The organism is Paraglaciecola sp. 2405UD69-4, assembly GCF_047525415.1.
Lineage (GTDB): Bacteria > Pseudomonadota > Gammaproteobacteria > Enterobacterales > Alteromonadaceae > Paraglaciecola.
In genome coordinates, this window is the sequence record NZ_JBLIXM010000006.1 from 55528 (window position 1) to 78942 (window position 23415).

The 23415-nt window shown below is 38.2% G+C and carries 22 protein-coding genes; 3 read left to right on the plus strand and 19 right to left on the minus strand.

The features are described from left to right. Positions 1-4: 4 nt before the first annotated feature. The 14 genes from folC to ACMUMK_RS16755 form a co-directional block, all read right to left on the minus strand. Positions 5-1291 carry a bifunctional tetrahydrofolate synthase/dihydrofolate synthase gene (folC, locus tag ACMUMK_RS16690; RefSeq protein ID WP_414702289.1) on the minus strand — a complete coding sequence of 429 codons (1287 nt, stop codon included), beginning with the start codon at positions 1289-1291 and terminating at the stop codon, positions 5-7. Between the two features lie 3 nt (positions 1292-1294). Then, complete coding sequence (gene accD, locus ACMUMK_RS16695) at positions 1295-2143, minus strand: acetyl-CoA carboxylase, carboxyltransferase subunit beta (protein WP_414702290.1); 849 nt, start codon at positions 2141-2143, stop codon at positions 1295-1297. 164 nt (positions 2144-2307) lie between these two features. Next, positions 2308-3093 (minus strand): tRNA pseudouridine(38-40) synthase TruA, encoded by a 786-nt coding sequence (gene truA, locus ACMUMK_RS16700; RefSeq protein WP_414702291.1) that lies wholly within the window; start codon positions 3091-3093, stop codon positions 2308-2310. Between the two features lie 112 nt (positions 3094-3205). Continuing rightward, positions 3206-4552 (minus strand): sigma 54-interacting transcriptional regulator, encoded by a 1347-nt coding sequence (locus ACMUMK_RS16705; RefSeq protein ID WP_414702292.1) that lies wholly within the window; start codon positions 4550-4552, stop codon positions 3206-3208. Then, positions 4552-5130: a hypothetical protein gene (locus tag ACMUMK_RS16710; protein ID WP_414702293.1), complete on the minus strand. Its 579-nt coding sequence runs from the start codon at positions 5128-5130 to the stop codon at positions 4552-4554. Before ACMUMK_RS16710 ends, ACMUMK_RS16705 begins: the two co-directional genes overlap by 1 nt. Next, entirely contained in the window at positions 5127-6536 is a 1410-nt protein-coding gene (locus ACMUMK_RS16715; protein ID WP_414702294.1) for a sensor histidine kinase, read from the minus strand. Before ACMUMK_RS16715 ends, ACMUMK_RS16710 begins: the two co-directional genes overlap by 4 nt. A gap of 89 nt (positions 6537-6625) precedes the next feature. Beyond that, complete coding sequence (locus ACMUMK_RS16720; RefSeq protein ID WP_414702295.1) at positions 6626-6928, minus strand: hypothetical protein; 303 nt, start codon at positions 6926-6928, stop codon at positions 6626-6628. A 386-nt stretch (positions 6929-7314) separates the two neighbouring features. Beyond that, positions 7315-7755, minus strand: a complete 441-nt coding sequence (locus ACMUMK_RS16725) for a TerB family tellurite resistance protein (RefSeq protein WP_414702296.1) — start codon at positions 7753-7755, stop codon at positions 7315-7317. A gap of 180 nt (positions 7756-7935) precedes the next feature. Next, positions 7936-8982, minus strand: coding sequence for an ABC transporter ATP-binding protein (locus ACMUMK_RS16730; protein ID WP_414702297.1), 1047 nt, complete (start codon positions 8980-8982; stop codon positions 7936-7938). Positions 8983-9014: 32 nt separating this feature from the next. Further along, entirely contained in the window at positions 9015-10652 is a 1638-nt protein-coding gene (locus ACMUMK_RS16735) for an ABC transporter permease (protein ID WP_414702298.1), read from the minus strand. Between the two features lie 46 nt (positions 10653-10698). Continuing rightward, positions 10699-11712 (minus strand): extracellular solute-binding protein, encoded by a 1014-nt coding sequence (locus ACMUMK_RS16740; protein WP_414702299.1) that lies wholly within the window; start codon positions 11710-11712, stop codon positions 10699-10701. A 79-nt stretch (positions 11713-11791) separates the two neighbouring features. Continuing rightward, positions 11792-12253, minus strand: a complete 462-nt coding sequence (locus ACMUMK_RS16745) for a GNAT family N-acetyltransferase (protein ID WP_414702300.1) — start codon at positions 12251-12253, stop codon at positions 11792-11794. Continuing rightward, complete coding sequence (locus ACMUMK_RS16750) at positions 12253-13899, minus strand: SpoIIE family protein phosphatase (protein WP_414702301.1); 1647 nt, start codon at positions 13897-13899, stop codon at positions 12253-12255. Before ACMUMK_RS16750 ends, ACMUMK_RS16745 begins: the two co-directional genes overlap by 1 nt. 7 nt (positions 13900-13906) lie before the next feature. Next, entirely contained in the window at positions 13907-14212 is a 306-nt protein-coding gene (locus tag ACMUMK_RS16755) for an STAS domain-containing protein (RefSeq protein WP_414702302.1), read from the minus strand. A gap of 129 nt (positions 14213-14341) precedes the next feature. On the opposite strand from ACMUMK_RS16755, the gene yciH reads away from it, so the two are divergent. The 3 genes from yciH (at position 14342) to pheA (ending at position 16899) form a co-directional block, all read left to right on the plus strand. Further along, positions 14342-14662, plus strand: a complete 321-nt coding sequence (yciH, locus tag ACMUMK_RS16760; RefSeq protein ID WP_414702303.1) for a stress response translation initiation inhibitor YciH — start codon at positions 14342-14344, stop codon at positions 14660-14662. Between the two features lie 23 nt (positions 14663-14685). Continuing rightward, a complete protein-coding gene (locus ACMUMK_RS16765) occupies positions 14686-15486 on the plus strand; it encodes a response regulator (RefSeq protein WP_414702304.1) in 801 nt (266 codons plus the stop codon). A 231-nt stretch (positions 15487-15717) separates the two neighbouring features. Then, on the plus strand, positions 15718-16899 hold the full coding sequence (gene pheA / locus ACMUMK_RS16770) for a prephenate dehydratase (protein ID WP_414702305.1): 1182 nt from the start codon (positions 15718-15720) through the stop codon (positions 16897-16899). Positions 16900-16990: 91 nt separating this feature from the next. On the opposite strand, the gene ACMUMK_RS16775 is transcribed toward pheA, so the two are convergent. From ACMUMK_RS16775 to rlmF, 5 genes are all read right to left on the minus strand, one after another. Beyond that, positions 16991-19312, minus strand: coding sequence for a methyl-accepting chemotaxis protein (locus ACMUMK_RS16775; RefSeq protein WP_414702306.1), 2322 nt, complete (start codon positions 19310-19312; stop codon positions 16991-16993). A 94-nt stretch (positions 19313-19406) separates the two neighbouring features. Next, on the minus strand, positions 19407-20549 hold the full coding sequence (tyrA, locus tag ACMUMK_RS16780) for a bifunctional chorismate mutase/prephenate dehydrogenase (RefSeq protein WP_414702307.1): 1143 nt from the start codon (positions 20547-20549) through the stop codon (positions 19407-19409). A 19-nt stretch (positions 20550-20568) separates the two neighbouring features. Then, positions 20569-21651, minus strand: coding sequence for a 3-deoxy-7-phosphoheptulonate synthase (locus tag ACMUMK_RS16785; RefSeq protein WP_414702308.1), 1083 nt, complete (start codon positions 21649-21651; stop codon positions 20569-20571). 224 nt (positions 21652-21875) lie between these two features. After that, entirely contained in the window at positions 21876-22433 is a 558-nt protein-coding gene (locus ACMUMK_RS16790) for a sugar O-acetyltransferase (protein WP_414702309.1), read from the minus strand. 21 nt (positions 22434-22454) lie between these two features. Further along, positions 22455-23366, minus strand: a complete 912-nt coding sequence (gene rlmF / locus ACMUMK_RS16795; RefSeq protein ID WP_414702310.1) for a 23S rRNA (adenine(1618)-N(6))-methyltransferase RlmF — start codon at positions 23364-23366, stop codon at positions 22455-22457. Positions 23367-23415 lie beyond the last annotated feature (49 nt).

Here is a 23415-nt window from a genome sequence, read left to right on the forward strand (position 1 = left end):
TTGATTACGCCTCTTTACTAAGGGATAGCCCCTTTAAATTCAATATTTCGGCTACAGTGAAAAATGACCCAAACACTACAACCAAGTCTTGATCATGTGCTTTTTCCAACGCATTTTCATAAGCTTCTACAACAGTTGGGAAGTTTATCACCTTTTTGTCTGTTGTTAAGTTTGATGCAATAAAATTCCCTTTTGCGCCTCTGGGTACATCCAAGTCGGCGCAAAACCATTCGGTAACCACCTCAACCATAGGCTGTAAACTTGCTCGTATATCTTTATCAGCCAACATAGCAACCACTGCTAAAACCCGATTATATTGAGTGCTTTTTAAATCTTTCACCAATAACTCTGTCGCTTGAGGATTATGAGCTACATCTAACATAACTGTAGGGCTTTTTTGAATAACTTGCCTTCTACCAGGCAATTTGGTGTTAGTTATAATGTCTGCAAGCTCTGCAGTACTGAAATGAGTTTCTAATATGGCTAATACTTTTAATCCCGTCGAAACATTCTGTAATGGGATTGATGGCAAAGGCAAAGCTTCAATGTTTTGCTCCCTATCCTTCCAATGAAATCCCTCTCCATCAAGTTGATAAGAAAAGTCTTTTCCTTGCCAAAAAGCTTTTACATTAAATCTATCAGCTTCAGAAATCAGGGTGCTTGGAGGATCTGGCTCACCAATTACAACAGGAATATGGCTACGAAAAATGCCGGCTTTTTCTACAGCAATTTTTTCTCGAGTATCCCCTAGCCAATCTTGGTGATCTAAGCCAATGCTAGTAATAACCGCTATATCTGGGTCTACTATATTAACAGCGTCTAACCTACCACCTAATCCAACCTCTAACAAAATATAATCTGCATCAGATTGTGCCATTAAACATAACGCTGCAAGAGCGCCAAATTCAAAATAAGTTAGAGAAACACCTTGCCTTGCATTTTCAACATCTATGAAACTTTGACAATGGACAGACTCAGGTAACATTTGGTTTTGGATACGAACCCGCTCACGATAATCTATTAAATGAGGGGAGCTAAAAACAGCAACAGAGTGACCTTTGGATATCAGGGCCTGCTCTATAAACGCACAAGTAGTACCTTTACCATTTGTTCCAGCTACCGTAATAACTTTCTTAGTATCGAAATTGAGATTTAAAGTGTTAAAGACTTTTGTAATACGACTCAACCCTAGCTCAATGTTACTAGGGTGAATCGACTCTAAATACTTTAACCAAGTCCCCAAATCCCATGATTGCTTTTCTGTCATTGAGGAAACTAGATTATCAGACATGTATTAATGATGTTGGTGGTGAAGTTTAGACAATAAACTATAGATAGTGTCACGCATTTCGCGGCGATCAACAATAATATCAATAGCTCCTTTTTCTAACAAAAACTCGCTACGTTGGAAGCCTTCAGGAAGGGTTTCTCTAACAGTTTGCTCAATAACTCTCGGGCCTGCAAAACCAATCAATGCTTTTGGCTCTGCAACATTAACATCACCTAACATTGCTAAACTGGCTGAAACTCCACCCATAGTAGGATCTGTTAATACAGAAATATAAGGCAGACCTTTCTCACTCATTTTGGCAAGCGCCGCACTAGTTTTGGCCATTTGCATTAGTGATAACAGAGCTTCTTGCATTCTCGCACCACCACTAGTAGAAAAACAGATAAGCGGCATATTATGCTCTAAACACGCTTCAACAGCTTTAACAAACCTTGCACCAACCACAGAGGCCATTGAGCCTCCCATAAATGCAAATTCAAAAACGGCTACAGCAACAGGCATACCTTTCAATTTACCTTGCATAACAACTAAGGCATCTTTTTCATTTGTCTTCTTCTGAGCGCTACTAATTCTATCTTTGTATTTTTTTGAATCTTTAAACTTCAGAATATCTTGAGGCTCTAATTCTGAGCCTAATTCAAATCGTTCGCCTTGATCAAGAAAGCTATTTAGTCTTGCTCTGGCTGTAATCCTCATATGATGATCACATTTTGGGCAAACACCTAACTGTTTTTCTAATTCACTTTTATATAAAACTGCGTCACATTCCCCACATTTAGTCCAAATTCCTTCTGGTACATTACTCTTTGTGGAGGACTTAGTCCGCGGCAGTATTTTTTCTATCCAACTCATTTGAAAACCCTACTTGACAATTTGCCCATAAAAAACAAATTGAAACTATTTAGATAATATAAGACGCTAAATTTCTATATATTCGAGCGCGCCAATGCTGATCTTAAAACCGCTATTAAATCACATCCTGTAATTAACACGAAACTTAAACTGGTCTTAGAAGTCTAGTCTGCCATAAAAAGCGGCCCTAATGGATGCTTTGGTAAACTAAATGGCTCAGGATAAGTAACATGTACTAAGTACAATCCATGGGGCTTAGCTGTAGCAGCGGCTTTAGTGCGGTCTTTACCTTCTAAAATACTCTTCATCCATTCAACAGGCTGTTCTTTTTGACCAATAACAACTAAAGATCCAGTAATATTGCGTACCATATGATGCAAAAAAGCATTGGCTTGAACATCTATCAAAATATAATCACCAAAACGCTTCACACTAATATTGCTCAAGGTTCTTATTGGTGTGTTAGCTTGGCAATTTACAGCTCTAAACGCGCTAAAATCATGCTTGCCTACTAAATGCTGGGCAGCGTCATGCATTAATTGCGCATCTAGGTCGTTGTGAATATGCGTCACACCATGGGCCAAAATACTATTTCGCATACGGTTATTATATATAATATAGCGGTAGCGCCTCGCTGTTGCTGAAAATCTAGCATGGAAATCGTCATCCATACCTTTGACCCACTTTGCTGCAATAGAATCAGGTAAATAACGATTAATACCAATTGTCCAGGCTTTGTCTGGGCGCTGACAATCAGTATCAAAGTGGACCACTTGACAGGTAGCATGCACACCCGCATCGGTACGTCCCGCGCATACTATTTTAATTGGCTCATCTGCTATTTTCGACAAGGCCTCTTCAACATGTTGCTGAACACTCGCGACGTTTTGTTGGCGCTGCCAGCCATGATATGGCGCGCCGTTATATTCAATACCCAATGCAATTCGCATTAATGCCTGCTACCTCAAAAAAATTCCGCGTATTGTAAGGAAGTTAACTGTAAAATACAGCGATTTTTACAATCTATAGACAAACCGGTTGCATTAGCCATAAGTTAACTAATTAAGCTCTTTTGAAGTCAGAAGAATGTAAGTCATGCTTTTTCATTAGCTTGTGCATATCTGTGCGATTTCTTCCTGCTATTTCTGCCGATCGCGTTACATTTCCATCTGTCATTTTTAGCAACTTAAGTAAATATTGATGCTCAAAAGCGTCTCTAGCCTCCGTCAATGTCGGCCACTTTTTTTCGGTTGCAGACAAAGCCTGCTCTACTAAATGGGACGCAATAACTGGCGTTTGAGTCAAAGCAACGCATTGCTCAACGACATTCACTAACTGCCTGACATTTCCCGGCCAGTGAGAGGTTGTTAATATTTGTAATGCGTCGTCCGAAAAACGACTCACTTTAACTTGGTGCCTAGCTGCACTACTTTTAAGTAAATGTCTCGCTAGCAGAGGAATATCTTCTGAACGCTCTCTCAAAGTAGGTAACGTTAGGTTGACCACATTTAAACGGTAGTACAAATCTTCTCTAAAATTTCCAGCTGCCATTTCTTTACTAAGGTTTTTGTGGGTCGCTGAAATGACTCTAACGTCAATAGGAATTTGTTTACTGCCACCTACTGGTCGAATCATCTGCTCTTGCAGCGCTCTTAATAATTTTACTTGGAGCGGAATAGGCATATCGCCGATTTCATCTAAAAATAAAGTGCCTCCATCAGCCTCTCTGAACAAACCTTTGTGTTCATTAATTGCCCCAGTAAACGACCCTTTCGCGTGCCCAAACAATTCTGATTCAAGTAAGTTTTCAGGTAAGGCTCCACAATTAATAGCTACAAATGCTTTATTCGCTCGCTTACTGGCTTTATGGATGGCACCTGCTAATAATTCTTTTCCCGTTCCACTAGCGCCACTAATTAAGACACTCACATCCCTTTGAGCGACGCGAAAAGCCTGATCTAAAAGCTGCTCCATCTGCATCGAACGAGTAATAATATTTTCACACCAAGGCTCATTTTTGAGTGTTGATTTTTGGCTTACCGCCTTTGCCATTAATGTACGTAACTCATCATGATCGATTGGTTTAGCTAGAAAGCCAAACACACCTCTTTGAGTTGCTTCAACAGCATCCTGAATAGTTCCATGTGCCGTCATCAAAATAACGGGGATATCTTTTCGAAGCGCCATCATCTCTTCAAATAAACTTAACCCATCTAAACCTGGCATGCGTAAGTCGCTTAAGACTACATCAAAGTTTTGTGCACTAATTAACTTTAACGCTTCTCTACCTCCAGATGCACTTTGAACATTATAACCTTCACCCTGCAATCTAATTGTCATTAGTCTTAGCAGATTTTCATCGTCATCTACTAATAACACACTGGGATCTAGCTCATTGGTTTGACTCATTATTTGTCCTCTTGCCCATTTTTGATCATCGACGCTTCAATATTTAACAATTGTTCGATTTGATGCTGCTGCTCTTGCAACTTTTTCTTTTGTTGTTCGAGCTCTATGCGCCGCTCTTCAATACTCGCTACTTTTTGAGTATTTATTTTACTTAAGGTCACCAGGGCAGACTCTAATTCCAATAAACTCTGACTCGGTGTGTATAAGGCAACTTCTAGAAATGTCCTCATACTATCGTTTAATTTTGGAAACACTGATTCAGCCCACATCTGTGCTCGCAAACGGTTCTGATAAGGCGTACTTTTGCCTTGGCTCAATATTACTTTTCTAAGTACATCAGCATCACTGTCACTCAATGTGTCTATTTTGGCTTTACGCTCTGGCCAATCTATATTCTCTATATTCCCCCAATAACCAAGCCAGTAGTGGATATCGCAATCTGCCTCTGTTGCTTTAACTTTCCAAATACAATAGGTTTGCTTAAATTGTGTTTGAGTATTTTCCTGTGGAGTAGTTTTAAGTAGCTCACAACTAGTCATCAAAAACAGTACAGGGACAAATAAAAATTTTAACTTCATAAACTCACTTCTTTGTTACTTGGTATCTGCACCCTAAAACACACATCAGAGTAATCTACGTCTACCATAAATGCTTTACCAAACATCATTTTGGCACAGTCCGAAACAATAGATAACCCTAAACCTGAACCTGTCACCCGATCATTGCGCACCCCTTCTCCACGACTAAAGGGTTGAAACAAAATATTGCGCTGCTCCGGCTCAATTCGTTTCCCTCTGTTTGAAAAATCTAACACCTGCATATCACCATCATTGTAAAGGCGAATATCAATTGGCCTACCTTTACTTCCGTGTGCAATAGCATTGGACAACAAATTATCTACAATTCTCCGATATAATTTTTCATCGGCATACATAACCTCGATATCAAGTTGCATATTAATTTGGTTATCATGTTGTTGAATAGCTAAGCTATTATCTGTAAGAAATTCATCAAAAAAAGACTGGGTTTCAAACTCACAAAACACTGGCTTTGACTGCTGTAGTAAAAGGTTGTAATCAAGCAATTGAACAATCAAGAGATTGAGTCTATCTGTACTGCTATTAAGTAATTGCAACACCTCTTTTTGCTGCTCATTGACCCCACCAACGACTTCTTCAGTTAACAGAGAACATCCTTCTTTTATGCTGGCTAAAGGGGTTTTAAGTTCATGGGAAGCGTGGCGCAACAAGGCATGACGCAAATTTTCTAACTGCGATAATCGTGATGCTAGGCCATGAAGTTTATGCTCCAGTGAGATAAGCTCTTTTGGTCCAGACTTAGAAATTTTGGGTAAGTTTTCATCTTGGCTAGCTATAGCTCGAATGACTTCTTCTAACTTAGTGACTGGCTTTAATATTCTACTTATACCAATCACAATAAGTAAAAATGACACACTAACCAAAAATGCTGTCAACCAAAATTGTGTTTGCCTGACTGAACTTACATATAGCTGCTGATCGTGAATATTACGGTCTAATTGCGCATCAATTTGCACAACCAAGTCAAGTTGGCGGTTTCTAAACTCGGCGAATTGGGCATCAATTAAGAGCTGGTCTTCATGGGAAGAAAAGTCTGCAATCCAGGCTAATCTCTCATCTAAAGCCAAGCAATTCCTTTGGTCAACTACTTGTTTACAGATATACTCTTTGTATTCAATAAAGCGCGTAACAGACTTCTCAATTAGGTCCTTGAGGGCATCTTTTTCTAAGATACTGTATTGACGAACTAACCTTTCAATATCGACCGATAAGTTCTCCATCTTACTTACTCGACGAACTAAATTAACTGAATACTCTGCTTCATCACTCGCTATTTTTCCTATTTTACCAAAGGTAAGCTGGCTGTAGCCAACTAACATGGCTAGCGGCACTAACACCACGACAAAACTCACAAATGTCAGTTGCCGCAACGAGCCAAGTTGCATAAACATATCCTCAATTTATTATAGTTAGCACATTAAATAAAAAGGCCGATTGAGTCGGCCTTTTTGATGTACTGCTAGTTCCATATTTATTAACTAGACTCTAACGTGCTTCGCTTCTCTTCGGAACTAATTTTCGCTTTTTTAAGCTCTGTCTTACTGATTTTACCGTCATTGTTACGGTCAATAGTTCCAAACGTAACTAAAATTTTCGGCTCTGCTACCGCTTCTCTTATAGTAATATGCCCATCTTTATCCAAATCTAGTTTTTCAATTAATACCTGTGTCGCCATACATGGCATACTAAGCATTAAAACCAAAGAGCAGCCTAAGGATAAAACCCTAGTAATGCGATTTACTTTTTTCATTCCTTTACCCACGTAATTTGCTTTCATATTAACCATCCTTGCTAAAATAAAAAATATGCGTAATCCTGTTGAAGTGGTTATCACAGAACATGCCAAAAACAAAATATCCTTAATTATCAGCTGGTTAACGAAAAGCATTCGAATTAAACTAGCATTAAAGATATAGAATGTTTCCTTATGAAGACACTCTATCTTTATGACTTTATTTCACTAAAACTCAACAAATCATCATTGTTTTTGCTACTAAAGTATATAAAACCAACTTCAGGGATCAGTATAGTGAATAATTTTCACCTTATAAGGAAAAGCAAATAAATATTTGTGCAATAAACATTCAAATAAGAAGGAGTCTCAATGTGTTGTTTATTAAAGACAGTAAAAAATCAAAACAAAGGGACATTGCAAACAACTGGCTAGGATTTAGATTCGAGTTTACTTTGAATAAACTCACTATGTGGTAGATACAACAAATCAGCAATTTTTCTTATTGTATATTCTTCATTAGGATTAAGTTCATGATCTGCATAGGCTATTGACCATAGTGAGTCTAAAACCTTGCGCTTTTCGTCTACCCCATAAACATCATTAAGAACCCGTGTAAATTGCTGATAATCTGTCGCTTCTTCAGCTTCCTTCTTTGTTAAATCACATAGTGTAGAAAGTTGAGTAGCTGACAATGAAAAGTGTTTATTTAGTTGCTCTTCATAATTTTTAAATTCAAGCTCTGTAAATTCGTGATCTGCTCGCATTACTTCATATAGCAAAACCGCAGTCGCTAACTCAATACTTGGCTTTTCAGATTCATCATTTACGTCAAACTGCTGTGTAAACCACTTATTAATCGCTGATAACATGGATCCCCCAGTTACTTTAATATTATTGTTCAGTTGCCAGGTCTAAGTGGCAAATTATGACTATTTACAAGCTTGACTAATCAGTTGCCGAGAACACAATTAAATGTTCTAAGTCCAAACGGATCCCCCAGTTACTTTAATATTTTTGTTCAGTTGCCAGGTCTAAGTGGCAAATTATGACTAATCAGTTGCCGAGAACACAATTAAATGCTCTAAATCCAAACGGATCCCAAACTTTTCGCCTATTCCATGATCATGATGACTCAGAGCCAGACACAGTAATTTTTGATAATTAGGTTCTAATAGTTCCAATTCATAAAGAATATGAGAACCTTGGAACGTCCTAGCTACAACCCTTGCCACTGTTTTACTACTATCATCATGGACTATGTCATCAGGACGGACCAAAAAAACTAGGTTTTTCCCTTTTTCAAAGGCATCATCTGAATTTAGTTCAAATGTTCCTAATGGACTCTCGAGCAGATTATTTGCGCCTAACTTAGCAGGTAGAAATACACCTTCACCTATAAAACTAGCAACAAATTTATCAATCGGCTTATGGTACAGACCATATGCATTAGACCATTGCTTTAGATGCCCATCCGAAATAACACCTATCATATCAGCCATTGCAAAGGCTTCTTTTTGATCATGAGTTACTAGTAAGGCTGTGGTATTTTCGTGCTTTAATATTAAACGAATATCTTTAGCTAGTCCTTCCCTTAATTCGGCATCTAAACTAGAAAAAGGTTCATCTAATAATAATAAATCTGGTTTAGGTGCCATGGCTCTGGCTAACGCTATACGCTGCTGTTGACCACCTGACAATTCATGGGGGTAACGCTTTTCATAACCAGATAGATTAACTAAGTGTAATAATTCCAAAACTCGCTCAGATTTAAACAACTGACTTTTTTGATGTAAGCCAAATGCGATATTCTGAGCAACCGTAAGATGTGGAAACAATGCGTAATCTTGGAATACAATTGCAACTTTCCTATTCTCTGGTGGCACCATTATTTGCTGCTCATTCACCACTTTATCTCTAAGTATCAAGCTGCCTGAAGATATAGTTTGAAACCCTGCAATTGCCCTTAGTATTGACGTTTTTCCACAACCAGATGGCCCTAATAAACAACCTATCTGTCCAGTTTCAAGATTAAAACTAACACGATCAACCACCACCTTATCCTGATAGGCGACACTAATATCTTCAAGAATTAACATAGCAATCTTTGCCTATAAAAAAGTTAATGTGGCTATTCATGGTTACTTTTATCCATAATTTTAGTCAATAATATAACGGGTAATATACCTACAAAAACTATCGCTAGCGCTGGCAAAGCAGCATCCATCAAACGTTCATCAGATGCTAACTCAAATGTTTTGATAGCTAAGGTATTAAAATTAAACGGCCGTAGAATTAAGGTTGCTGGTAACTCTTTTAAAACATCAACAAATACCAACAATAAAGCGCTTAGCACGCTTCCCTTAAGTAAAGGAATATGGATGGACTTGAGAATTTGAAAAGGTTTATACCCTAAAGACCGAGCGGCCTCATCCATACTAGGTTTAATTCTCACTAAACCCGTTTCTATGTTGTGTTGTGCTACAGCTAAAAACCTGCAGCTATAAACTAAAACTAATGAAAATAATGAACCTGACAGTATCAAGCCCACACTAGTATCAAATAGAGTTTCAGTTAGAAAATTTAAACGTAAATCTAACCAAGTCAGTGATATTAAAGCCCCAATTGCGATAACCGTGCCAGGGACAGCATAACCAAGTTTAACTATGCTTATTGAGACTTGAATAAAGCCCATTTGGTTGAGTCGCTTTCCGTAAGCAAAAAACAAAGCCAAACTTACTGCAGATATAGATGCCAAGGCCGCTAAGTAAAAACTATTCCAAAGTAATGTTAAAAAGCTTTGATTAAATTGTGCATTGAATGTCTCTATTGCCCAAATTATTAATTGTAAACACGGCACTAGAAAACCAAACAAAACAGGAAGTAAACATAACAAGCATACCCATATACTTGGCGCTTTATTTAACTTTACCCTCGCACTTGGTTTAGCCACCTGCCCTTGTACATAATATTTAACTTTACGGCGAGAAAAAAACTCCAAAAACAATAATAAAATAACAAACCCAGTTAAAACTGCTGCTAATTGAGCTGCAGCTATTCCGTTATTTAAACCAAACCAAGTCCTAAATATGCCAGTTGTAAAAGTACTCACACCAAAATACTGAACCGTGCCGTAATCAGCAAATGCTTCCATCATTGCAAGTGCAGTACCCATGAGTATTGCTGGTCGCGCCAATGGAAACACAACCTTGAACCAATACTTAGTTGGAGTGACTCCTAGGCTTTTGGCTGTTTCTTCTAAACTTTTAGGTTGTTCACTAAAGGCAGTTCTAGCTAACAAGTAAACATAGGGGTACAACACCAAGGCCAACATAAAAATCGCGCCACCTAAAGAGCGAATTTCAGGAAAATAATAATCTCCATATTGCCAGGCATATTTGTCTCGCAACCAAGTTTGCACCGGCCCTGCAAAATCTAGTAACCCCGTATAAGTATAAGCAATAATGTAGGCTGGCATTGCCATAGGTAAAAGCAACAACCATTGTAGCTGCTTACGCCCAACAAACTCGTAGCGAGCAACACACCAAGCTACAGGAGCACCAATTAATACAACCAAGGCACCAACACCAAAAGCAAGGGTTAGTGAATTCACTACATAATCAGATAAAACAGTATTAAAAAGGTGCTGCCAAACTTCTAGCTGAGGAGAAAAAATACTGGCAAAAACCAAAGCTGTGGGCATTGCCAGTATAAAACAACTTATTCCAATCCCCCATACCCAAGGGTTAGCCCACTGAGATTTTTTCACAAAAATAACAGTACTGACCGAGACGCTTTATCAATGGTTGCTTGGCTTACTTCCACCCAGCGCGATCCATTATTTTTACAGCATCTGCGTTATATACGCCTAATTCTGTTAACGGAACTTGCTCCATTTTAAATGTACCAAACTTTTTCAATACATCACTCCATGCAATATCAGGTAAAACCGGGTATTCATGATTAGTCGTTGCATACCATTGTTGTGATTTCTCATTCAATAAAAAATCAATCAACTGAGAGGCCACCTCTGCATTTGGCGCATACTTAGTCAATGCTACGCCAGAAATATTTACATGAGCACCTCGTGAATCTTGATTTGGCCAAATCACATTAACTTTTTGAGCTTGAGATACAGTAGTTTCATCTTTAGAAGTTAGCATTCCAGCTAGATAATAGGTGTTTGCTATCGCCACATCACATTGACCAGCAGCAACCGCTTTAATCTGGTCCCTATCCCCTCCTTGTGGTGGACGAGCAAAGTTCTTAACAAACTGCTTTACCCATTCTTGGGTGTTAACTTCACCAATCTGACTAATCATAGATGCAACCATAGACTGGTTATAAATATTACTAGAGCTGCGGATACATATACGACCTTTCCATTCCGGCTTCACTAAGTCCTCTAAACGAGTAATCGCATTAGAGTCAACCCTATCAGCCGATACCATTATTGGTCTGGCACGCAACGACAAGCCTATCCAATGCCCCTGAGAATCTCGGAAATTACTCGGTACTGATGCTGTAGCTTGCGTAGTGTTAATGGCTTGAGTTAGCCCTTGCTGTTTTGCTCGATATAGCCTCCCGACATCAGTGGTCAACAACAGATCAGCTGGGCTATATTTGCCTTCATTGGCTAGTCTCGTAATCAAGTTGTCAGCATTCCCTGTCACTAAATTGACAGAAATCCCCGTCTCTGCAGTAAACTTATCAAGTAATGGCTTGATAAGCGCTTCTTTGCGGGCTGAATATAAGTTTATCTGTTCAGCCATAACAAATGGCGAAAGAAAAGATGCAATAACAAATATACTGGTGATTATTTTTTTCAAGGGAATACCTTCTAGGTCACTAAATATAGAGGAGCTGAGATGCTATTCTAATTAAGAATGTCTCTCAACAAAGATTTAATTATTCTTCAAACATTAAGTAATGGCTCTCATCCATGCCTAAAGAACGATAAGTTTTTTGTGCTACAAAATTATCTTTTTCTACGTAGAGCCTAAAACCACACACGCTTTGGTCCTTAGCAAGCTCTTTAACTTGATTATATAAGGCACTGTATAAGCCTTTCCTTCTACTCTTGGGTACTACATACACACTCTGTATCCACCAAAAAGTACTATTTCGCCAATCGCTCCACTCAGTGGTCACCATTAAACTCGCCACTACTTTGCCGTCTTGTTCAGCAACAAGATAAAACCCTTTATTCTTGTCTTCTAAAAGCCCTGCGACACCTCTCGTCAACAAAGCTTCATCAAGTGTTTTTTGTTCCGTTTCAAAAGCCATTAATTGATTAAACTCAACCAATGTTAATAAATCCACCTTACTTGCAATTCTTAAATTAAATCCCGACAACTCGTTACACCTCATTAAATTTTAAACAACACGCTTACTGAACGACCGCAATGACTATATTCAATTGTTTCGCAAAGACTTCTCACCAAGGGAATGCCTCTACCATAAGAGTTTTCGAGTGAGTTTCCTTGTGAGATTTTCTTCACATCAAAGCCAGTACCTGAGTCTTCTACCTGCAAACTTAAGCGCTTCTCTTTAGGTATATACTCAATTGAAATTGTAATTTTGGCTTGTACAATAGACGCTAGTTTTGCTTCTCTTAAGTTATAGTATTCATAAAACCCTTCATCGGTTTCCTTTAAGCTAGAATCTAAACCCAATACTCCATGTTCTAATGCATTGTTATATAACTCACTTAGAATAGTAAATAACTCCGAATGGTGAGCAAACAACCCTAACTCATTAGTTACAATATTCACCAGTTCAACTATGGGGTCGAATGCTTGCATATAATCGATTGAGATATCACTGATAATTTTTAGTGGTAACTGGGATACAGATTCAGGTTTACAAGACTGAGTTAGCTGCTGACTGGTATAAATAACCACAGTGACATCATCTTGTTGCTCTTCGCCAGCCAAATACTCCTTAACATTTAATAAAACTCCTTTTGTATCAATGTCAGGATTTTCGATTAGCCAACTCTCTAACCCTACCTCTCCTAACATTCGACCATCCCTTGGTTGTAACTCAATAATGCCATCGCTGAAACCAATAAGCCTTTCTCCGTAATTTAACTCATAGCGTTCGACTTCGGACTCAAATTCATGTTTCTCTAATATACCTAAGGCCATATGCCTAGACTCAAACCTACTCTTAATATTTCCATCACGTCCTTGCACTAATAGTGCTGGCATCCCTCCGTTCCATACATCAATTTGCTTACCAGAATGGCTCACTTCTACAATTAGAGCGGCAAAGAACATGTTATCTGGTAACAGAGAAAGAAGGATTTGATTAATCGTTTCTGACATTTCCATCAAAGATAAGCCTTTCTTAGACATTGCTTGAAAAGCCTGAGAGACGGGAATAGCGCCAATAGCCGACGCTAAACCATGACCAGTAAAGTCACCAATCAAAAAATAGAAGCCACCATTAGGGCTTGCACACGCTAAAAACAAATCACCATTGAAGGTGCTAGCTGGCGTTAAACAGTAATCTATATACTCAGTATAAAATTCATCAATAGCCAAGGCATTATTAAAAATATGTTCAACTATTTGATGTTCTCGTTCGATGGCATTTCGATAGAAAGTCAGTTGCTTGTTTTGCTCATAAGCTCTTTTACTTAATTGACGGGTTCTAGCATGGGCTCTTATCTTTGCAGACAAAATAACCTTATCAAATGGCTTTGCAACAAAGTCATCGCCGCCGACGGCTAAGCACTTAACTAACGCGGCCTCATCATCTAAACCAGTTATGAAAATTATTGGAAGATAAATATCACCGGCTTTTTTCTTCAACCTTTTTGCAACTTCATAGCCGTCTATACCCGGCATTACCACATCAAGTAAAACCAGATCAGGACTTACCTGAGCAGCAACCTTGAGAGCAGTTTCACCATCCTGAGCTTCAAAGGTATCTAAATAACCTTGCTGCTCAAGCATGTGAGTTAACAAAAATCGATTAAGGGAGTCATCGTCAATGATTAAAATGCGCATCTAACAGTTAACTAATAGTAAATTTTTTACTAAAGCGAGCGATACCTAAGATTTTAAGCACCTGGGGCCGACAGTTTACAATCTTAAAAGTAGATACCTGTGAACCAAGTGTTTTTTGCATGTTTAACAGCATTCCAAGTGCAGAGCTGTCCATATATTCAGTTTTGTGTAAATCAATTAAAATCGTAGACACAGTATCACTGTCTTCAGAATATGCCGCTCGGAATTCTTGCACTTGGTTAAAGTCAAATCTTTCATTCACAAAAATAGTTAACTGCGTCTTATCTTCAGAGAACTCTCGTTCTATACTCATATGCAACTCCAATACTCTATTAGAACTAGCCAAAACAATTAACATTAGATTATAGTTTTCTCACTTTTCCTACAATCAATAACATTTTTTTTATAAAATAGTTGAAAATCAATATTTGAGATGAATGGCATGAATGATAACAAGCTCGTTTACAGTACAGAAGTTGGACGAATTTCACCCCAAGCCCCTCCCAAACCAAAATTAAAAACAGATGGAATAATTCGTATAGGAAGAGAAACAAAAGGTAGAAAAGGTAAAGGAGTCACTACAATTAGTGGTTTGGCACTTTCAGCAGATGAAATCAAAGCATTATGTACCAAGTTAAAGAAAATGTGTGGCACTGGCGGTGCTGTCAAAGAGGGAGTAATTGAAATCCAAGGTGACAATAGGAATAAAATTAAGACAACATTGGAACAACTAGGCCATAATGTGAAGCTAGCAGGCGGTTAACTTTAAAATTAGTTGGAGTGTGAATGCACAATATATCTTTATCTGAAGTCAGCATTATTTTAGCAGAGCCCTCGGATACACAACGAAAAATCATTACAAAACAATTAGCAACAGCAGATATTTTACATGTACAAGCTGTTAGCTGCGTAAAAGATGCCCTAGAAGCTATCTCAAAGCACGGTGCTGACTTAGTAGTAAGTGCAATGTATTTTGAAGACGGTTCTGGATTAGATATCATCAAGCAGATTAAAAATGATGACTCGTTAGCGTCTACGCCATTTATGTTAGTGTCCAGTGAAAGTCGACCAGAAAAGCTTGAAGAGTTTAAGCAATCAGGTGTTGCTGCGATTTTACCTAAACCTTTTACTCCAGAAAATTTATCAAAGGCCTTAAGTGCCACATTAGATCTAATTAACTCTACAGAGTTAGATTTAGAGTTATTTGATGTTCATGATGTAAGAGTGCTATTAGTTGACGATAGTAAGCTCGCAAGAAACCATATTTGCAGGGTTCTCAACAATTTAGGTTTACAAAAGATTCAACAAGCTGAGAACGGAGCTCAAGCGTTAACCCTTTTGAAAGAGAATACATTTGATCTGGTAGTTACCGATTACAATATGCCCGAAATGGATGGCAGAGAACTTTCAGAATTTATTCGGTTTAACCCAGATACATCTCACATTCCAATCATAATGGTTACAAGTGAGTCATCATCGAGCCTGCATATGGCCAATATTCACCAAACAGGTGTAAACGCACTATGCGATAAACCCTTTGAAGTAAATGAAGTACGTTCAATGTTGGCTTCTTTATTAGATAATTAACAATAGAAACCTAATATTTTGATGGTTTAAGCGTTATTCTTAAATCATCAAAAAACTCGAAATTAGTCCTAAGTAAATGATTGACTTATATTAGGTGAATTTATAAATTTATGGGCGAATTCCCCACCTCGTAGCCAAAAGATAACGTTATTCATAAACAATAACGATAGGTAAGTTACCTATACGACTAGCCTGAACCGAGGTATTTCTTGAAAAATACAAGTGAGCATTATGCCGTCATCAGAATTAGAACAACTCAGAATTAACATCACTGAACTCGACACTCAATTGTTAACCTTTTTGGCGAAACGACAAAAATATACTAATCAAGTTGCTGAAACTAAAATTAAGAATCACATTCCTGTACGAGACCAAAAACGGGAAGAGCAATTGTTGATCAGGCTTATAAAAGAAGGCAAAAAACATGGGTTAGACCCACATTATGTCACCCAGCTTTTTCATGTAATTATCGAAGATTCTGTTTTAAACCAACAAGCCTTATTGGCAGCTAGAGCAAATCCAGGCAGCACCCTTCCATTGAACAGAGTTGCGTTCTTAGGTGATAAAGGTTCATATAGTTATCTTGCTACTCAAAAATACTTTTCACGGCGACCTGGCGAGCTTTTAGAGATTGGTTGCCAAAGCTTTTCAGAGATTATTTCTAAGGTAGAAACTAACGAAGCAGATTATGCTGTACTTCCTATAGAAAATACCTCTTCGGGTAGCATAAACGAAGTGTATGACCAACTGCAGCACACTAACCTGTCTATCGTAGGAGAGCTTACTCACCCTATAAAACATGCACTACTAGTCGCAACCGATACAGATATCAGTAAGATCAAAACTCTGTACGCACACCCTCAAGTTTTTGCCCAATGTAGTCACTTTTTAGCAGAACTTGGAAGCGTTGAAGTTAAGCCATGTGATAGTACGTCTTCAGCCATGTTAAAAGTTGCTGAACTAAATTGTGAAGACGCTGCAGCTATGGGAAGTGAAACAGGCGGGAGGCTTTACGGTTTACATTCAATTCAGTCAAACTTAGCCAATCAAAAAGAAAACCATAGTAGATTTTTTGTTGTAGCAAGAAAAAGCGTTAATGTACCTTTGCAGGTACCAGCCAAAACAACACTTGTGATGTCAACAGTACAAAAACCTGGTTCGTTAGTTGAAGCGCTTATGGTGTTGAGAGACAACAATATTAACATGACTAAGTTAGAATCAAGACCCATTCCTGGCAACCCTTGGGAAGAGATGTTTTACCTTGATGTAGAAGGTAATATTCAAGATGGACCTATGCAAAAGGTTTTAGAGTCCTTGCAAGCCATGACTCGTTATTTCAAAGTTTTAGGATGTTACCCTAGCGAAGAAGTAAACCCAACCAAGGTTGCAGCGGCGTCAGCCTTGGCTGAATAGTAAATATCCTTGCTAAATTACATAGAGCGAACCCATTAAGCGCTTTAACTAATCAAGCCCGATAATAAAACATTATCGGGCTTTTTATTTTCTAGACTTTAAATCGAGCAACCAAATCACCAGCCTTTTTAGCAATTTTTGCTAAATTTTGTGCTGCCTCACTGGTTTGTTCTGAGCCGCCTTCTACTGCCTCTGCTAACAAACTAATACTTTTAACATTCGCTACCACCGACTCAGATGCATTTGCTTGCTGTTCAGTTGCTGTGGCTACAGTATCAGTTAGCTGCAGCACTTGTTTAAGATTTTCAGAGAGCTCGTCTAATGCAACTGTCACTAAATCTACCAGATGAATCCCTCCACTAGCAGCCTCTGTAGCGCGCTCCATAGAACTGACTGATTTATTTGCTGATTGATTCATGACTTCAACCAAATTCGAAATCTCCACAGTACTTTCTCTAGAACGGGTGGCCAAAGCTCTAACCTCATCCGCAACAACGGAAAAACCACGACCAGCTTCTCCGGCTCTGGCGGCTTCTATCGCCGCATTTAAGGCCAATAGATTAGTTTGATCTGCGATACTGGTAATCACATTAAGTACTGTGGTTATCTGATTAACTTCATCTTTTAAGCTATATATTACCGTACTGGAATCATCGATAAGCTGCACCAATAGTTTAATATTATCGGCAGCTAGATCTGCCCTTTCCATATTTTCGTTTAAGCTTGTTTGAGCATCAATACTTTGTTTACTGGTTTTAAGGGTAGACTCATTAACATCAGATACCGCTAAGCTAAGTTGTTCCATCGCAGTAGAAACTGTTTTAGTTTGATCTCGTTGGTCTTGGGTTTTCTGAACACTGTCAGCTGTTATAACCAGCAATTGCTGAGAAGCAGTAGATAAACTATCTGCGTCAATTTTAACTTGTGCAATGATATCTCTAATCTGTTGTATAAATGTATTAAACCCATTGGATATGCGATCTATCTCAGGAATACCTGAGTGAACAATCTGTATGGTTAGATCCCCTTCCCCATCAGATAACTCTTCACAGGTTTGACCCAAATTTTCTAATGGACGAATTAATCGTGAAGCAATCCATAGAGTAATCACAATCGAGATACCAAGCAGAATAAAGCTTTCTACTAAAGTAAACTTTATAAGACGAGAGCTTACGGTAGTTGCTGCACGCAAAGCTTCTTCCACATCCATTTCAGCCAAAAGTGCATAATTATACTTCCCAATTTTCAAAGGAGAATAAGAAACAAACACTTCAACACCTTGGTAATCTTTCATACGAGCAAACCCTTTGTCACCCGACAAGGCTTTTTGAGCAGCCTCTGATTTAAGTGATTGAATACCGACTGTTGTTCCTTTTGCTGAAATTTGTGATGCTAAATCAGAAGAGTTTTTATTAATTATTTCTAGATATAGAGGTTTATCTTCAATGAAGAAGCGGGGTTCAGTAACCAAGTAACTTTCATCGTTAAGTAAGTAGGTTTCTCCTGTTTCTCCAAAACCATTATCAGCCCAGTGCTCCGAATGAGTCAGTACACTATTTATTTTATCCATAGGCATTTGAAAAATAAGTACTGCGATAGCCTTACCTTGAGAATAAATAGCAGTCGATGCAAATCCTGCTAATGCATCATAAGAAGGGCGATATTTTTCAAAGCGGCTATAAAAAACCTTGCCTTCTTCTGAGGAGTTTGCAGCTTGAGCGAATGCTCTACCTATACCGCTATCTGCATAAGGGCCAGTGCTTATATTTGTTGCATAATCGAGCTCTTTAAACACACTGTATACAATATTTCCCGTCTGAATATCAGCTATAAAAATATCGTAATACCCAAACTCCTGTAGATAATTTCGAAAACTAGGGTGATACCTAGAGTGAAGCGAGGCGTAAGTTGAACCATTATTGAGATCATATAATGTGTCTTTTTCGCCCAACGGATAAGGAGATCCGGCGATAAAGTCATACTGTAATGTTAAAGTTGTATTACTAAAATTACTTAAGACATTTTCAACATTAGCTGTTGGAGTAGGATTACTCGCGTTGTACTGCTGAGTAAAATCCTTGGAATAATAGTTTTCTAATTGTTGCTTTTGTGTTGAATCAAGAACACCGCGTTGTGAAGTGTATTGATTAAATGCATTAATAAATCCTTGGGTCGCCTCTACTACGGAAATATCAAATGCTTTGGTTCTAATTTGCGATGTTATAAAGTTAAAGTACTCTAGAACAGCTTCATTGGTTTGTACATTTTGAGAAACGAGCCGATCTTTAGCTGCGTCCGTTAACGCAGCATTTGAACCATTTACCGCTACTTGAACTGATACTACCCCCATCAAGACAATTGAAAATAAAACTAATGATAGGGTAGCTAGTAGTAACCGTGATTTTAAAGACATTATTGGCTCTCCAGTTAAAATACAAATCTCTTAAAACTTCGCGAAAACAAATTTCGACAATGGACACCAACAATAACTGATTGATTACTTATTTTTAACAATTATCTATCAAAGTTCGATCATCATCAGCTTTTAATAAAAGCTGTTTACTGTCGACAAGGCTTTGCTTTGCATACTCACCAAACCAAGCACTTACCTGATTAAATTGCTCTATAAACTTTTCTTTATCATTACTCTCCACTAAAGACAGTGCTTGATTAAATTTCACACTAAACTCAGTTAGCATAGCAACACTATCTTTGTTGTCGAAAATAATATCGGCGTATAAAGCTGGAGCTTGAGCAAATAATCGCCCAACCATACCCAACTCTAAACGATAAATAGGAGAACTTAATGAAATTAACTGCTGTAAGTCAGGATCTTCTCCCGCTAGATGAGACCCAAATACAAAACTACAGAAATGTCTCATTACTTGGATAAAGACCATAGCATCATCATGCTCTTTCGCTTCGCATTGCTGTAGAACGCCGCCCCAGTTTCTTATTTGTTGCAGTAACCAATCATATTGCTCAGGCTCTCTTCCATGGCACACAACCACCACTTGCTTCACTAAACTAGGAACATCAGGCCCAAACATCGGGTGTAAGCCTACAACTGGACCTTGGTGAGCCTTAATCATTGCCGCTAATGGCTTTTGCTTAGTACTTGTTACATCAGCCAAAACACAATTTTTAGGTAGGTTGGTTAACCGAGATATAATACTCTCTGTAAGTTTAATAGGCACTGCAACCAGAACTAAACCTGCGTCGCCTAAGATAACCTCTGACCGTTCCCAATCAGCTTCTTCTAACACTTCAACCCTGTAACCACTGCGCTTAAACAAATCTACAAAGATCCTTCCTAAGGCTCCAGCTCCTCCAATCACAACAACCTTTTTAAGATCAGGATTAGTACACAGGAACTCAGAACTCTTTGTATGATAGGACTCACGCATAATTCTACGCATCAAATCTTCAACCAAAGTAGGTGAAACACCTAGGCGTTGAGCCTCTTCTTTACGAACAGAAAGGGCATCAACCTCTTTTTCTGCCACATAAATAGGCGAACCCGCTCTACTTTTATAATGTCCAATTTTTGTAGAAATTTGAGCCCGTTTTGCTAAAAGTGCAACGAGCTGTTTATCTATAGACTCTAAATCATCACTTAATTTATCAATTTCAACTGGTAACACTGACATACATTTCCTAATGCTAAGCTTAGTTCACTCTATTTAAACGCATAGGTAGTACTGTAATCAATTTATCCCTCATATGGTTAATTAATTCTTCAGTTGTTGACCAATTAATACAACCATCAGTGATTGAAACACCGTAATCTAGCTCAGCGGGAGTTTTACCGTTACTACTTTGATTGCCATGATTTAAATGACTTTCAAGCATTATACCTAATACAGATTGATTACCTTCTAGAATTTGATTAACTACATTTTTAGCTACTAGAGGCTGACGCTTAAAGTCCTTACTAGAGTTGGCATGACTGCAGTCAACCACTAGTGCCGCTTCGAGCTTTGCATCAGCTAGCTCTTGTTCACACTCAGCAACACATACTGAATCGTAGTTTGGTTGCTTACCACCCCTTAAAATAATATGCCCATCAGGGTTACCTTGAGTGGTAATAACACTCACTTGGCCTTCACCATTAATTCCCATAAAGCTATGGCCAGATGCCGCAGATTGCAATGCATTAATTGCTATTCCTAAGCTCCCGTCAGTTCCGTTTTTGAAACCTACTGGCATTGATAAACCACTAGCCATTTCTCTGTGGGTTTGCGATTCAGAAGTACGAGCACCGATTGCTGACCAACTAAAAAGCTCAGCTAGATACTGTGGACTGATAGGATCTAAGGCCTCAGTTGCTACCGGTAATTCCAACTCTGCCAACCATATGAGAAGCTCTCTGGCTTTACGCAGCCCAGCTTCTATATCAAACGTTCCGTTTATATGGGGGTCATTAATTAAACCTTTCCAGCCTACAGTAGTTCTAGGTTTTTCAAAATACACTCTCATCACAATGTACAAAGTATCTTTACAGCTTTCATGTAGCTCTTTTAGTTTCAGTGCATATTCTTTAGCAGCATCAATATCATGGATGGAACACGGTCCACAAATAACTAGAAAGCGATGATCTTCTCTGTGCAAAATATTACTTATGACTTTTCTAGAAGATTGAATCACCTCTAGGGCAGATTGACTGACTGGGAGTTCATTTTTTAACGCTTGAGGGGTAACAAGTACCTCTTCAGACGATACGTTTATATTGTTTATACTGTCTCTTAACATGACTAGGCTCTTTCAAATTCAAATATTAGGAGTATTAAGCGTAAAATTCGAACCGCTCAACACCAATTAATTCTTACTAATAAAAATGTACAGTTATCTTTACGCTAAAAATTATTTTATTTACGGTGAATTTATTGACTTTTTAACAGTAAATGATAAATACGACAACCTTTAATTGAAAACATTGTTAAAGTCGATTGTTTTTCAAGCAGTTAAACAGTTATTTAAAGGTTTTTAATGACTTTTGCGGGCACTCCAGCAACTAAAGAATTTGCAACAACATCTTTGTTCACCACAGCACCAGCAGCAATTACAGCATTATCACCTATAACTACGCCTTCTAAGATCTTAGCGCCCATACCTATCCAGACATTGTTTCCGATTGTAATAGGTCGAGCTATTTCAATGCCCTTCTTTCTTTTCTCAGGATCCAAGGGGTGAGTTGACGTTGAGATAAGTACACTTGGCCCTATCATTACGTCATCTCCAATTTCAACAGGTCCAGCATCAAGTATTATTAAACCGTGATTAGCATAGAAGTTTTTCCCCGCTTTAATGTTGTACCCATAATCGCAGTAAAAACTTGGCTCTATCCATGCCCCCTCATAGGAGCCGAATAGTTCTTTTATAAGATTTCGGCTACCTTTTCTGTCATCAAGATCATGTTGATTGAACTGCTGACACAGTTTTTTAGCGATTGCTCTTTCTTTTTGTAAAACCTTATTACTCGGATAATATTCTAGACCCGCCAACATTTTTTGTTTCTCGGTTAAATCATCCACATGCTTTCTCCACTTAAAAATTTAAAAGCGCCACGCAATGAAGCGACTAACTTTTTGGCCCTGTGACATATTAATCACTCTAACATCTGTTATTGATGCTTTTTTCAAATGTAATTTCACCTTGCTTAAATTCTCTTTCTTAGAAACTAAACAAGTAAACCAATCTATCTGTGTCCTAAACTTGAGGCTTTCTTTAATCATGGTTCGGATAAATTTTAGCTCTCCACCATCACACCATAATTCATTAGATTGCCCACCAAAATTCAAATGGTTTGACATCGCTTTTTGAGTAGAAGCTAGACCTTGCTTATTTTGATTTTTATGCAAATTAGCATTCTTGCGCGCAGATCCTTGAGCTGCTTCAGCGGCACTTGAGTGAAAAGGTGGGTTACACATGCAGAATGTGAAATGCTCTCCAGGCTCGACAATACCTGCAAATATATTTGATGTGTTCGACTGAGTACGTACCTCTATATGACTACTCAGAGCAGGATTTGAATGAATGATTAAGTTAGCGTTTTTGATTGAAACTGGATCAATATCAGTAGCTACCCATTGCCAATCATACTCACACACTCCTACAGTGGGATAAATTAAGTTGGCTCCTGTCCCTATATCTAAACCTCTAACCTTTTTACCTACTGGAATCCTACTGCCACAATCTTTTGAAAGTAAATCTGCGATGTAATGAATATAGTCAGCTCGCCCAGGAATGGGAGGACATAAGTAACCTTTAGGGATATCCCAATGCTGAATTTTATAATAATGAGCTAATAAAGCAGCATTCAAGGTTTTAACTGCTTCTGGATCAGAAAACTGAATAGTCTTTTGGCCATCAGGTTTAGACTTGATAAATCTCTTTAACTTAGGATAAGACTCAACAAGCTGTGCCATAGGGTAACCGTCTTTATGTACGTTTCGATTATGTGGCAAAATGAGACCTAAATAATTGAGAAGTTTATTAAAAGCAAAAACCCGCCAG

Bases quoted from the DNA above. Each gene is read 5' to 3' on its own strand.
- tyrA (WP_414702307.1), bottom strand. From the start codon at position 20,549: ATGTCAGTGTTACCAGTTGAAATTGATAAATTAAGTGATGATTTAGAG.
- ACMUMK_RS16745 (WP_414702300.1), bottom strand. From the start codon at position 12,253: ATGAGGTGTAACGAGTTGTCGGGATTTAATTTAAGAATTGCAAGTAAG.
- ACMUMK_RS16750 (WP_414702301.1), bottom strand. From the start codon at position 13,899: ATGCGCATTTTAATCATTGACGATGACTCCCTTAATCGATTTTTGTTA.
- ACMUMK_RS16765 (WP_414702304.1), top strand. From the start codon at position 14,686: ATGCACAATATATCTTTATCTGAAGTCAGCATTATTTTAGCAGAGCCC.
- ACMUMK_RS16720 (WP_414702295.1), bottom strand. From the start codon at position 6,928: ATGAAAGCAAATTACGTGGGTAAAGGAATGAAAAAAGTAAATCGCATT.
- folC (WP_414702289.1), bottom strand. From the start codon at position 1,291: ATGTCTGATAATCTAGTTTCCTCAATGACAGAAAAGCAATCATGGGAT.
- ACMUMK_RS16755 (WP_414702302.1), bottom strand. From the start codon at position 14,212: ATGAGTATAGAACGAGAGTTCTCTGAAGATAAGACGCAGTTAACTATT.
- truA (WP_414702291.1), bottom strand. From the start codon at position 3,093: ATGCGAATTGCATTGGGTATTGAATATAACGGCGCGCCATATCATGGC.
- yciH (WP_414702303.1), top strand. From the start codon at position 14,342: ATGAATGATAACAAGCTCGTTTACAGTACAGAAGTTGGACGAATTTCA.
- accD (WP_414702290.1), bottom strand. From the start codon at position 2,143: ATGAGTTGGATAGAAAAAATACTGCCGCGGACTAAGTCCTCCACAAAG.
- ACMUMK_RS16725 (WP_414702296.1), bottom strand. From the start codon at position 7,755: ATGTTATCAGCGATTAATAAGTGGTTTACACAGCAGTTTGACGTAAAT.
- ACMUMK_RS16775 (WP_414702306.1), bottom strand. From the start codon at position 19,312: ATGTCTTTAAAATCACGGTTACTACTAGCTACCCTATCATTAGTTTTA.
- ACMUMK_RS16705 (WP_414702292.1), bottom strand. From the start codon at position 4,552: ATGAGTCAAACCAATGAGCTAGATCCCAGTGTGTTATTAGTAGATGAC.
- pheA (WP_414702305.1), top strand. From the start codon at position 15,718: ATGCCGTCATCAGAATTAGAACAACTCAGAATTAACATCACTGAACTC.
- ACMUMK_RS16785 (WP_414702308.1), bottom strand. From the start codon at position 21,651: ATGTTAAGAGACAGTATAAACAATATAAACGTATCGTCTGAAGAGGTA.
- ACMUMK_RS16710 (WP_414702293.1), bottom strand. From the start codon at position 5,130: ATGAAGTTAAAATTTTTATTTGTCCCTGTACTGTTTTTGATGACTAGT.
- ACMUMK_RS16730 (WP_414702297.1), bottom strand. From the start codon at position 8,982: ATGTTAATTCTTGAAGATATTAGTGTCGCCTATCAGGATAAGGTGGTG.
- ACMUMK_RS16715 (WP_414702294.1), bottom strand. From the start codon at position 6,536: ATGCAACTTGGCTCGTTGCGGCAACTGACATTTGTGAGTTTTGTCGTG.